The following is a 13,288-nucleotide window of genomic DNA, read 5'->3' as shown; positions in this document are numbered from 1 at the left end:
TGGTGCAGCAGGTCCGCTGGCACGGAGGTGGCCGGATGTGGGGATAAACTCAAATTTTTTAGGTGAAACTGGCGACTCGTTTACTTGTCAAAGATGATTTCAATCCCGTAACCTTTTACGTCAAGAACCCGCGCCGTTCCCCTGAGTTTATCGGTTAGTAGTTTGATCAGGTTGGTGCCGAAGGAGGTACTGTCGGAACGCTTTTCCGCGGCGAGTACGCCCACTCCGTTGTCGATAACGGACAGTCGGAGGTGGCCCTGATCGTGGTGGAGCCCGATGGCAATGGTACCCTCCCGACCCTGCGGGAAAGCATACTTGAGGGCGTTGGTGATCAATTCGTTGATGATGAGGCCGAGGGGAATGGCTACGTCCACGTCGAGCTTGATGTCCGCCACGTCATAGAATACTTCCACCTGCTCTTCCAGACTGTAGGCGTCGAGCAAGGTTTCTCCTAAGTTTTCGAGGTATTCGGGCATGTGCACCGAGGTGACTTCCGTGCCCTGGTAGAGCTTGTTGTGGATGAGCCCCATGGCGGCCACCCGGCTCTGGCTTTCCAGGAGGGCCTCGCGGCCTTTTTCGTTATCGGCACCCAGCCCGCGGCGCTGTAGTTGGAGCAGGCTGGAAATTACTTGAAGGTTGTTTTTCACCCGGTGGTGAATTTCACCAATTAGGGTTTCTTTATCCTTCAGCAGTTGTTCGTTCTCGGCGTTGCGTTTTTTGAGGCGCTGGCTCAGTAGGTAAAACACGCCTACCGCAACGAGCGCCAGCACTAGTCCACAGACCATGGCGTACAACTTTATTTGCTGACGACTGAGTCGCTCCTGTTGTAACTGAATTTCGTTTTCCTGCTCTTCCGCGTGGTACTTCTCCTCGAGCTCAAATAAGGTTTTGATATTTTTTTCGGTCTGGAGGGAGTCTTGCTGCTCCGCAATTAGTCTTTCGTACCTGACTACGCTGTCGTACTGCATTTGATTCAACCCCACCGTCTGGAGAGCGCGGTAGGTTTCGATTAGGTCGATGGGGTCCCGCGAGGTTGCCTGGACCATCCGGACGACCTCCAGTAAAATGGCGCGGGCTTCCGTGTGTTTGCCCGTGCGCTGGAGGAGGTTGCCCATGCTCGTCATGCGCCAAGTCGCCTTCTGTTCGCCTTGGCCAACTTTTAGCTTTTTGTAATCCGCCAGTGCTTCGTCGTAGTTGCCCAGTTCGACGTTTGCCGCGGCCCGCGCACTTAGCCCGTTCTTTATCCCTTTCGTGCTACCGATTTCTTGCGAGACCGCCAGTGCTTTTTCGGCGAGGTCGAGGCCGGCTACCGCGTTCCCCCGGTAAGTGCTGCTCATGGATGCAGTGAGATAGGAACGCTCGATGGTTTCCGGAGATTTACTGCGTAGAGCCAAGTCGATGGAGGTAGAGTCATAAATTACCGCCAAGTCGTAGTTTCCGAACCCAGAACTTAATGACGCCAAGATACCGTAGGCCTCAGATTCACCAATCAAGTTTCCCGACGTACGAAATTCCCTGGCCAGGGCGGAAGCTCTCGTGGCCGCTTCTTCCGTGTCACCGCTAACCATCAAAAACATTACTTCGGTCAGGTAGGCGGAACGAAGTAAATCATCGCGACCACTGGTGCGGGCGTATTCAATCGCCCGGGCGACGTGCCGTTGTCCTTCGGCTATTTTCCTGCCGTTCAGACAGTAGGCGTAGCGCTCGGTATAAAGCTCGGCCAGGCCGCGGTCATCGTCGAGGTCCCGCGCCAACTCAAGGGCTAGGTCGAACAAACTATCGGACACTTCCAGCATGTTGCCGGACAAACTATCCACGTATCTCGTCAGGGCACGCACCTGGTGCGTATCGGCGGGGCTAGCCAGTATGACGTCCAGTCGCTCGTTAATTTGTTGGCCGTAGAGCGAGGCCACCAGCGGCAAACAGAACAGCAGGAGGAAAACGCGTAAACGTTGCGGTGTGTGAGCCAAGGTTAGTGCTTGATGAGAGTAAGAACAGGGGGCGCTCCGGGATAATTGAAGCTAAAAATACAAAGCGGCGAGATTAAGGCCGGCGGAAAGATAGCTGGTAAATGTTATAACAACGACGCTAGAGCAAGCTTGTCCAACGATCCAGAAACATTGGGGTCGGTCATTTGCACGGGGAATACGCCATGAAAACCGGTTGTCTGGTGGGCTCGCTACCGCTCAAATCAATACGTCGCCGGTACGTCAGTGTTCGCCCACGTGGGGACGATAGCGGCGGCGTCTCGAATATTCCCGGGCCGCTCCGGGAGTGCCCTAACCCCGAAGGTACAGGACGCGGGCGGCCGTCGGCTTACTTACCTTCCAGTCATTATTCCAGCTTACCGATCGACACCATGCAAAATCTACTTTCGCTGCTCCTGACGCTTCTTCTCTGCACCTGCGTCCGCGCCCAAGAGACGACTCTTCCTCCCGTCTTTACCCAGGCGGAGATCGAAAACGCTTACCGTTCGCCGATGGTCAAAACTTACCTCACGCCGACGCGCATCGTCTGGCAGTCGGACGACACCGGAGAGTTCATCAAAAATTCTGAACTACTCCTGGAAAAGAGTAACGGACAGGTAGCCGTCAACGACCCGAAAAAGCTGCGGTTGATCAGTACCGCGGACCACAGACCGGGCATTCTCCTCGATTTTGGGCGCGAACTCCACGGCGGGCTCAAGATCAGTTCGGGCATCAAACCCAGTAAGGAACCGGTCAAACTCCGCGTCCGTTTTGGCGAGTCGGCCATGGAATGTATGTCCGAAGTGGGTGGCGACAAAAACGCAACCAACGAGCACAGCCTGCGGGACTTTGTTATCGAAGTGCCCTGGCTCGGTAGCGTGGAAGTGGGGGAGACGGGCTTCCGCTTCGTCCGGATCGACGTGGTGGACGCGGGCGTCAACATGCCGCTCTACGCCGTGCAGGCCGCCTTTGTCTACCGTGACGTGCCTTACCTGGGCTCCTTCGAGTGCAGCGACGAGCGCCTCAACGAAATCTGGAACGTCGGTGCCTACACCGTACACCTCAACATGCAGGATTATTTGTGGGACGGCATCAAGCGCGACCGCCTCGTCTGGGTCGGCGACCTCCACCCGGAGATCATGACCGTCGCGTCCGTATTCGGCAACAACGACGTCGTGCCGCGCAGCCTCGACCTCGCCCGCGACCAGCACCCACTGCCGCAGTGGATGAACACCATCAGCAGCTACTCCATGTGGTGGCTCATTATTCACAAACAGTGGTACGACAATTACGGCGACCTCGAATACTTGCAAGAACAGGAGACTTACATGGTGGACCTGCTGACGCAGCTCGAGACTTTTATCGACGAGAACGACAGCGAAATCCTGAACGGTGGCCGCTTCCTCGACTGGCCGACCAGCCCCGACCCGAAAGCCACCCACGCCGGTCTGCAGGCGATGATGATTCTCACCTTCGAGGCCGGCAGCGACATGATGGGCACGCTCGGCCGGCCCGAGTTGGTCACTAAGTACACCGACGTTGCCGCGCGCCTACGCAAGCACACGCCGGAAGGGAACACCACCAAACAAGCCGGTGCCATGATGGCCCTGGCCGGGCTGGCGGACGCCGCAACGATTAACCGCGACATCCTGAAAAAAGACGGCGTGCAAAACATGTCCACCTTTTATGGCTACTACATGCTCGAAGCGATGGCCGACGCGGGCGATCACGCGGGTGCCATGGACGTGATCAAGGAATACTGGGGCGGCATGCTCGACCTCGGCGCGACGACCTTTTGGGAAGACTTCGACATTAACGACAGCCGCAACGCTACGCCGATCACCGAGCTGACGCCGGAAGGCAAAGCGGATATCCACGGAGATTTCGGGGAGTTCTGCTACGTCGGCTACCGCCACAGTTTTTGCCACGGCTGGGCGAGTGGGCCGACGGCCTGGATGAGCCAGCACGTGCTGGGGATTAGCCTCGTGGAAGGGGGAGACGCGGTACGCATCGAGCCGCATCTCGGAGAATTAGACTATGCGAAGGGAACTTACCCTTCTAAGCACGGAATAATCAGCGTTACGCACTTTAAGACGGCTAGTGGTGAGGTGAAGTCGCTGATCGACGTGCCGCACGGGATGAAAATTATTGAAGTGGAGCGGAGTAGAAAATGATCGGGGGTTCTTGCCTTTGCTTAATGGCATTTAAATGAAGGTGGGAACACAAAAAATACATAAGTACTTGGAAAATATTGAACATACATCTTTTAACCCTCTCCCCAGGCCCCTCTCCAAAGGTAGAGGGGAGATGAGACAGCTCGCTGCGCTCGTCAAAATCTTAAAATAATATTGTCCGACTACTCAAGGGAAAAGAAAGCACAGAAAAGACAAGCAAGTGTGCTTTTCTTCTTTTCTTCTTCTGTGCCTTACGTGGTGAAGATTTCGTTCGCGCTCGTACCCTACCTAATGCACGTAAATTAATCCGTTAAATTAGATCAGCTCACCACCGTGAATATATTTCAATACTTCTGCGGATTGATGTTGTCGCTTCCCGCGCTCCTCAGCGCCCAAACCACCTCACCCCCCAACGTCTCCCCACAGGGCGCCGACACCTGGGCGGCGACGGACGCGCTGTACCGATCTTTACCCAGTAACGAAGAGGTGGGCGACCTCCGCCCGGATAAGCACGTAGGCATCTTCTACTTCACCTGGCTGGGCGCGCACGGGCACGACGAACATTCGGGACCGACGGCTACGGAAGGCGTCCACCCGAAACAAGCCGGCGTCAGTTACCGGAGCCCCTACGACATTAGTAAAATTCTACTCGACGACCCGGAAAATCCGCGGTACGGTCCCGACCACGCTTTCCACCACTGGGGCGAACCCTATTTTGGTTACTACCTCAGCGACGATGACTGGGTGATTGCCAAACACGCCCAATTACTGGGCGACGCGGGCGTCGACGTGATTGTCTTCGATATCACTAACGCGGTCGTGTACCAACCGATCGCACTGAAAGTCTGTACCGTATTCTCTCGTTTACAGCAGCTCGGGTGGGCGGTTCCCAAGGTGGCCTTTCTCACCAATTCTCGCCACGTCGCGACGACGGATAAACTCTTCGCGAGCTTTTACGACAAGGGGCTTTACGAAGACCTGTGGTTCCGGTGGAAGGGCAAGCCACTCCTGATGGGTAACCCGGAAGGTCTAAGTCCCGAAATCACCGAATTCTTCAATTTCCGCCGCTCCTGGGCCTGGACGGACGGTCAGGAATGGTTCGGCGACGGCAAGGATAAATGGCCCTGGATCGACCACTACCCGCAGAATTACGGCTGGCACGACGACCCGGATACGCCGGAACAGATCGTCGTCTCAACGGCCCAGCACCCGGTGTCCAACATTGGTCGAAGCTTCCGCGACGGTCACCAGCCCGCAGCCGACAGCACGGACGCCGGCGCCGGCTGGTTCTTCGCCGAGCAATGGGAGCGCGCGCTGGCGGTGGACCCAGAATTTATTTTCATTACCGGTTGGAACGAATGGGTAGCCATGCGCTTTACCGACGGGAAGGCCAAGCGGGTAATGGGTAAGCCGATTGCGACGGGGGAAACGTATTTTGTCGATCAGTACAACGAAGAATTTAGCCGGGACATCGAGCCGATGCGGGGCGGTTTTGGGGATAACTATTACTACCAGATGATCGACGGAATCCGTCGCTTCAAGGGCGCGCGCCCGGCGCCGGTTGTTTCGGACAACTCAATTATGCTGGATGGTGAATTCGACGATTGGGAAGCCGTGCGGGCAATTTATTACGATCACGCCGGCGACGTCGAGCACCGGGACGAAATAGGGTGGGGGGGCAGCAAAAATTACGTAAACACTTCGGGGCGCCACGATCTACTCGAAGCGAGAGTCGCCGCCGATGGTGAGGACTTAGCTTTCTACTTGCGCATCGCGGGCGAGCTTCCGGATGACGTAGTGCCGGAAGGATTAGAACTACTGCTCAGTAACCCGGGAAGCGAGCGCACCAATAATTTAGGTTATACCTACCGGCTAGTAGCGTCGACGGTAAAGGCGGACAATTCTGGCGCGGCCGCGGGTGCCATGTCATTACAAAGAGCAAATGGTGGTTGGGTCTGGACGGACGTGGCACAGATACCCGTTTCCGTCAATGTTAATCAACTCGAACTGAAGATTCCCCGCAAGTTGCTGGGTAAATTAGGAAAAGAGCTACAATTCAAATGGACCGATAACGCAGATTCGGGCGGCGACGCCATGCGCTTTCTCGAGCGGGGCGACAGCGCACCGAGCGCGAGATTTAATTACCGCTGCAAGTTGCGGTAACTTTTACAACACAAACGATTACGCGATGCAAAGAAAAGTATTTACCCTCCAAGTTTATCCGGATAAAGTCGCGGAGTACATCAAGCGCCATAATCCGATCTGGCCGGAAATGGCCACGATGCTGAAAGAGCACGGCGTCCACAATTACAGCACCCACCTGGGTGAGGATAATAAAACGCTGTTCGGCTACGCCGAGATCGAATCGGAGGAGAAGTGGGCGGCTGTTTCCACCACCGACGTTTGCAAGCGCTGGTGGGAAAGTATGGAGCCACTCATGCGTACGAACGCCGATGGTAGCCCGGAGTCGAAAAGTCTGCGCGAGGTGTTTCACCTGGCCTAACATCGAAGTACCTTGTGCCCTATACTTTTGTGGTTCCGTGCTTTTGTGGCAAAACCTGATTGCGTAAGGCCAGTAATTAAAAATATTGCTATCAAACGGTAGCTCGCCAAATTTATTGCGTGATTAAATCAATTAGAAACAACGTATCCATGCACTATTCAGCCTGCATTTTATTGCTACTTACGGGTTTACTCTGCACCTGCGACCGCGCCCAAACAAACGCTGAGGCGAGTACCACGGAAGTCGGGGAACAGCAGCGACCCAACGTCATTTTCATCATGGACGACCAGCACCGCTGGGATGCCATCGGTAAAATCAACCCACAGGTCATTACCCCCACGCTGGACGGCATGATGGCCGACGGGGTATCCTTTCAGCAAGCGGTTTGCCAGGCCCCGATGTGCGTGCCGAGCCGCAACTCGATCATGTTTGGTATGTACCCCAGCCAGACGGGCGTCTTTCGCAACAGTGGCGGCGTCAAGGACGGCGAGCTGCCCGGTAAAACCATGGCCCAGTACTTCCAGGAGGCCGGCTACGAAACGGCCGGCTTCGGTAAGGCGCACTGGGGCAAATACAAGACCGACACCCGCGGTTTCGAAACCCGCTACACCTCGGAGATCCCGGAAGTAGGCGGCGTCACGATGGCGCAGGTCGACGCCGAGAAAAAAGCCCGCTACGACGTCGAGGTCGAACCCATGGGCCCCGGAGAAGAAAATAACGTTGGCTACCTAGGCTTCACCAGTGAACTTCCCGAAGGCGACCACCGCGATGGCTGGATCAACGAAAAAGCCATCGAATACGTCCGGGGCCGCGAAGACGAGCGCCCCCTATTTTTCTACCTCAGCTACATGAAACCCCACGCCGGCCACAACCCCCCGGCGGGCTACGAAGGCAAGTACGATCTGGACGAGATTACCTACGCCGTCCAGCCCCCCTGGAGCGTCGATTACAGCCCCCACGCCAACGGTGTCAACCGCCGAGAAATGTACGAGGGCTTCTGGAAGGACGCTACGGAAGAGCAGTGGAAACTGATGACGATGCGTTACTACGCTAACATTACCTGGATCGACGACATGCTCGGCCGCACCCTGCGGGAACTCGAGAAGAAGGGTATTCTGGAGAACTCGATCATCGTCTACACCGCCGACCATGGCGAGATGCTCGGTGAGCACTACTACCGGTTCAATAAATATTGTCTGTACGACGCCAGTGTCCGCGTCCCGCTCATCATCACCGGAAGCGCACTCGCGGAGACGATGCAACGGGGAACGGTTGATAACCGCGCGGTGGATCTGGTCGACGTACTTCCGACCCTGCTGGAAGCAGCGGGCATCGCAGGGGCACCCGATCTACCCGGCCACAGCCTCCTGCAACCCGCCGCCCGGGAAGGTAGTTTCAGCGCCCTCCACGAACGGGAGGGTGAAGCGGCCTTCATGTGGCGGACCCAAAACGACAAACTGATTCTGGTCTTTAACCGCGACGCCGACCCGCATAATTACGGTCCCAATGATATTATCGCCGGTGAATTCTACGACCTGCGGGCGGACCCCAACGAATGGGTTGACCTGTACGGGAAAGATAAAATAAGTGAACTACAAGCTGCGTATACCGAGCAAATTCTCTCCACACTCGGAGCGATGTGAGCAGACTTTTTTGTGTCCGATTTGATTAGTTAGACAACAACCTAAAAAGTGCCCGCCCTCGAGTTTGAGAGCGGGCACTTTATGGTATCCTAGAATGTAATTTCAGTAATCATCAAGAGACACCCCTTTGTGCTTTTGTGTCTTTTGTGGTAAAAAAACATCACACCAAGCAGTTACTTAGTCATCACTATCCGGTCGGACCACCCCCTCCGAAGGGTCCACCATCCCGGGCACGTCCTTCCGGATCAACTTATCGATTCGGTTAGCCAACAACTGGTGGTCGTAAGCGGAGTTTCTGCCGAGTACGTTCGTCATCAGCGCCACGAGGTAACGGGCACCGTCCGGTTGCTCAACGATGGCGACGGAGTTCATATAGTTCATCCGGTTGCCTTTATACTTGCCACAACTCGTGCCCGCGCGGCAACCGTAGAGCGACCCCGATTTGAAGTACACGGCGGCGCTGTCCAGCACGGGCGAGTGGGCGTAACGAATCCGCCGGTCGGTCATGTACATCAGGCGCTTAATCTCCAGGCTCGTACGTGGGTCGATGACTTTGCCGGATTCGAGGGCCGTCATCCACTTCATCATCCCGCGGGGGGTACCCGTGCTGCCCTGCTGGGGCGGGACGATCGCCGAAGCACCCCGCGTAAACATCGTGCCCAACCGCCACTCGTCGCGGCTGATGCCCATGTCGCGCAGGGGTTGGTTAACGACTTCGTGGGAGATGTCGCTCAGTTTGCGGCGGTTCGTCGTGCGGAAGTACTCATTGGCTTGCTCCTCCGTCAGGTCCGGGTAATCCTGGCCGAAAGCGTGCATCAACATCGCTTCCCGCCAGACCACCGACGCCGCTCCGTTGTTGGACACGGACATCATGTGGTCGATCCATTCGTAGAGCGAGAAGACGTGCTGCTGGTTGACGCGCGGGCGGCTGTACTGCTCCGTTTCCGGGTCGTATTCCGGGATGGTGTGGTGGTCGTAGACGGCGAAGGCACCGCCGCGTACCTTTTTCGTCCGGAGTAGCTCCCAGCGTTTTTCGATGCTGTCGACGTACACGTTCTCCAGCTCGCACATGATGCCGGTAATCACGGCTAACTTGCCGACGCTGCCCGGCTGGTAGCCGAGGTCGGCGTTCCGTTCGACGTAACGGGGTTCCCGCCCCTCGGTGATGTCCATGATGGCCAAAGAATAGGCACGGCCCCGGTTGGGGATGAGGTCTTCGAGCTCTTCTTCCAGCGCCGCATCGCGGGCAACGAGATTAGAGTCCAGGGGCCGGCCCATCAGGTTAAGCCGCACATAATCGATGCCGTGGCGGCTTCCGTAGGGGAGGGTGCGGACCAACTTCGCGCTATCCATGCGCTCCAACCGCACGAGTCGGCGGATGTCGGTGCGCTCCACGCCGCCGAGAATGGGGTAGCCTTCGGCGGGGCGCCAGGGGATTAGGATGGTCAGGAGTAGGGTTAGGGTGGCTAGTAGTAGGTAATGTTTAGTTTTCATGTTAGTGGTGTTGCCGTCCAGTTACACATCTGATGAACTTTTGCACAGGGCGCCGTCGCGTCCTGTGCAAAAGATACATCCGATGAGAACCGGACTATGATCATGGTAGTATTCCTAGACGTACTGTTTACTTTAAATTAAGTCAGTTCTAGCTGCGCTGCTGCCAACGGCGGTCATCGGATGCATCTTTCGAGAAACGTAGCGTAGCGAAGTTTTCGAAAGTTCATCAGATGTGTAACTGACGCGTAGTGCGTGACTTATCTTAATTAATCAAATCCTCAAATAGCCGCCTCCAAATCCAAATTAATATCCTCCTCCGGCCGCGGGCTAATCTTCTCCAAATAATCAGAAGACTGCGCCCGCTGATTCTCCACGAAGGGGCGAATCTGGAAAAGGAAGATTTTATCGTTCTGGAAGCCAAGCTCAACGTCCCAGTGCGTACCGCCCGTCTCCCCCGTGCTCTCGGGCATGATGCTCTCCACCTTCACCGAGATGTCGCGCAGGTCACGTAGGTTCTGCTCGGTCAGGACGCGTTTGTCGAAACCGGCGGGCACCATCACCGAACCACCCGCAACGGGCAGGCGGCGGTGCAGGCGTTCGCGGGCGGGGGAGAGCAAAGTACTTCCGCCCGCGTAGGGCAGCAACCAAGCTTCGGCGGCCTGGCCGTCGACGGCACCGCCGGCACCCCGGCTAAAGGCCACCGTTACGTCGCCCGCCCAACCAGTGCTTACCCCCTTTGTGATCATGACACCAGAATAATCCACGTCGACACTGGGGATGATCAGAATGCTTGGGAACACGTTCTCGGGGTTCAGCAGTAACCGCTGCCGCCACTTGAAGCTCCGCTCGGTGTAGGGGCTCGCCCAGACCTTACGGATGCCCTCCATGATCTTCTCTTCCTCGACGACGTTGAAGACCGTCAGGTTGAGGCCCGCACCGGTGAAGTCGGACAGGTCCTCCATGTTAGTGTCTGACCGCAAAAAGACAGGCACCTTACCGAGGTCATCCCCCAATACACTTTTGAAGTCATTCCGTAGCGCGTTCACCAGTTCCGGCTGAATGGGAATCTGCATAATGGCCTCCCGCAACGTAGCAAGATTGCGAAGTGAAAAAGACTCCACGGTAGCCGGGTCGGTGCCATTGTCTTCCATCCCCTTCGCTTCCTTAAAGCGCTGGTTCAAAAACTCCCAGTAGCTCCCGCGTTGCCCCGGCATGGGTTGGTCCATGTGCGCGCGGAACACGCCGAAGGGAATGACCAAACCCTCGACGACTTCGTCCGGAAATAAAGCCTTCAACTGACCGAGGTTAGCCGCTTTCGGACCGGCCAATTTCCCACTGTCTTTACTCCGGATCTCCCGCATGTTGACCAGCCGGTTCACGTCGAGGCGTAACTGATCGGTCGGCACGGTAATGCGGTCGTTGCCCCGTTCGCGCACGGCAAAGAGTTCGTTTTCCTCGTCCGTCATTTCGCTGGCCGGTTTCATGTTGACCGTTCCGCGGTTGCTTACGGCGTAAAAAACGTCGTCGCCGTCGTAGCTTTTCAGGGCGGCGAATTGCTCGTCGGTTAGCACGGCGTTCGGGATGCCAAGGTTACGGGCGAGCAACTGGACGTGACTGACCATGTTGCCTTCGTTCACCGTGGCGATCCCTCCGACCGGCTTAAGGTCGGCCGGTGGGGTAGCGAAAATGAAAATATCGTTCGGGTTGACTTCCACGTGCTCCGGGTTGCCTTCGATCACCCGGAGTCTACCACGGGCGTAGCCGGGGTTAAGGCCGCGCATGGAGCCCTGGTTCGGGAGGTCGAGCACGGCGTTGCGTAGGTTGCCGACCGTGGCTACCCAGTCGCCCAGTTCGCCGACTTCGTTACCGAGTGGTAGGAGGACGGAACCGCGAATGCGGTTGTCCAGAAAGGTGATGGCTTTCGGCTCGAACTCCACGTAACGCTCGACGACTTTGCCATAGGCGGCCCGGTTCGTGCTCACGCCCCACTCGACGAAGCGACGGGCCGCGTCGAGGTATTCGTTGGCGCTGCGGGGGAAGATATAGCGGTCGTTCGGGTCGGCCAGTTGGGGCAGGGCTTCGTCCCATTCCCACATCTCTACGTAGCCCGCGCCGGTGGCGGCCTGACCCAGGTAGCAGATCTTTTCCATCCGTTCGCGCGTCGTGGTCGGTTGCCACTCGCTGGCGGTGGAAAAGATGAGGTTTTCGAGGGCGACACTGATGTCTAGCGGTTCCAGGCGCCAGTACTTGCTCTCGCCGATGAGTTCTTCGCGGATGGTGAGCATGAGCTCGGTAGCGGCCGTCAGGCGGGCGATGGCCCCGGCGGCGGCGTCCCCCTGCACCATCGGGTGGGCGTCGGTGAAGGCGGTGATCTTGGCTTGTAGTTTACTGTTCGCGGATTTCGGGATCGTGCGGTTGATGGCGGCGATGTCGGCCACGTAGTCCCGGTCGACGTAGGCGGTGCGGATGTCGGCGGCCAGTTCACGTGCTTTCGCGGTCAGGTTCCGGTCGTTGAGTTCGCCCTCGTTCTCCGCGATGAATTGGTCGACGGCCAGTGCGTCCTTACCTTCCGGCGATCCGTGGATTTTGATGCGCAGCTCCATAAACTCACCGTAGCGGTCGGCGATGGCTTTGGAGTCGTTGCGAATTTTTTGGGTGAGGTCGTCGTCCTTACGGTGCGGAATGTCCTTCAGGCTCTGGCGGATCAGGTAAAAATTCTCGCGCAGTCCGTCCTCTTTACCCATCACCCAGTTGAGGAAATCGCGGCCCCAGGCCATTTCGTCTTCCACCTGAAAGGCACCCCGGTAATATTGCCCCTTGCGGTTCACCCAGCCGTCGTCAATCGCGGCGAGGTACTGACCCAGTTGGTACTGAATCATGCGGGAGTGGTCGTTCTCGGCGTCCCAAAAGTCTTTTTGGTCGGTATTGGTGAGGATCTGTGCGAGATAGATGTTCTCCTCCCGGCCGAGTTGGACGATCTCGGGCAGGTAGCGGGCGTGCTGGAAGTTGCGGTTGCTCTGCGTCGAGCAGCCCTCGCGCGGGTGGCGGTTGCTACCGTCGGCGCAGAACCAGCGGATGTCCTGGTAGGGACCCCGGTCGCGTTCCTGGAATTCTTGGATGAGGGCCGCCACGTCGGTCTGGGCGGCCAGGGGGAGAGCGAAAAGGAACAGGGAGAGAAACGGCAAAATACGGTTCAGCATCAGCGGGGCGGTGTTGTCTAAATCTGGGGAGAACGGAAAGTCACGTATGTTAAGGACTGCTGGTGGCTAAAGTTTGGTCGCCGGTGGGTAAAGTACGATTTGTTGCTTGCCTCACCGTGATTAACCGGGCGGGGGGGGCGATAGCTACCGGTGTTGGTGCCGGGGAAACACGTAAAAGCATGGCTTTTGGGAGCGTTGAGGAGCGAAGTTCTTTTCCGACGAGATGGTAATTTCGACCAAGCTGCCGGCCACCGTACCCAATCTCTCCAACCCTCCGCCGACGCCGCAACTACTGACTAACGGCCGA

At 57.0% G+C, this 13,288-nt stretch carries 7 protein-coding genes; 4 read left to right on the top strand and 3 right to left on the bottom strand.

The window, feature by feature from the left end:
* Positions 1 to 80: 80 nt before the first annotated feature.
* A complete protein-coding gene (locus GGR27_RS18695) occupies positions 81 to 1,970 on the bottom strand; it encodes a sensor histidine kinase (protein WP_245184761.1) in 1,890 nt (629 codons plus the stop codon).
* A 389-nt stretch (positions 1,971 to 2,359) separates the two neighbouring features.
* Between GGR27_RS18695 and GGR27_RS18690 the strand changes: the two genes are divergently transcribed.
* The 4 genes from GGR27_RS18690 (at position 2,360) to GGR27_RS18675 (ending at position 8,287) form a co-directional block, all read left to right on the top strand.
* Positions 2,360 to 4,141 (top strand): alpha-L-rhamnosidase-related protein, encoded by a 1,782-nt coding sequence (locus GGR27_RS18690; protein ID WP_168040200.1) that lies wholly within the window; start codon positions 2,360 to 2,362, stop codon positions 4,139 to 4,141.
* A gap of 333 nt (positions 4,142 to 4,474) precedes the next feature.
* Positions 4,475 to 6,304 (top strand): glycoside hydrolase family 71/99 protein, encoded by a 1,830-nt coding sequence (locus GGR27_RS18685; protein WP_168040198.1) that lies wholly within the window; start codon positions 4,475 to 4,477, stop codon positions 6,302 to 6,304.
* A gap of 25 nt (positions 6,305 to 6,329) precedes the next feature.
* A complete protein-coding gene (rhaM, locus tag GGR27_RS18680; RefSeq protein WP_168040196.1) occupies positions 6,330 to 6,644 on the top strand; it encodes an L-rhamnose mutarotase in 315 nt (104 codons plus the stop codon).
* Positions 6,645 to 6,793: 149 nt separating this feature from the next.
* On the top strand, positions 6,794 to 8,287 hold the full coding sequence (locus GGR27_RS18675; protein WP_168040194.1) for a sulfatase family protein: 1,494 nt from the start codon (positions 6,794 to 6,796) through the stop codon (positions 8,285 to 8,287).
* Between the two features lie 177 nt (positions 8,288 to 8,464).
* Here the strand turns inward: GGR27_RS18675 and GGR27_RS18670 are convergent, their stop codons facing one another.
* Entirely contained in the window at positions 8,465 to 9,781 is a 1,317-nt protein-coding gene (locus GGR27_RS18670; protein ID WP_168040192.1) for a serine hydrolase, read from the bottom strand.
* A 278-nt stretch (positions 9,782 to 10,059) separates the two neighbouring features.
* Complete coding sequence (locus GGR27_RS18665; RefSeq protein ID WP_168040190.1) at positions 10,060 to 12,981, bottom strand: PEP/pyruvate-binding domain-containing protein; 2,922 nt, start codon at positions 12,979 to 12,981, stop codon at positions 10,060 to 10,062.
* Positions 12,982 to 13,288 lie beyond the last annotated feature (307 nt).

Origin of the sequence: Neolewinella antarctica, from assembly GCF_011927835.1 — a bacterium.
Classification (GTDB): domain Bacteria; phylum Bacteroidota; class Bacteroidia; order Chitinophagales; family Saprospiraceae; genus Neolewinella; species Neolewinella antarctica.
The sequence above is the reverse complement of the archived record's forward strand: the minus strand, read 5'-3'. Positions and strand labels throughout refer to the sequence as shown.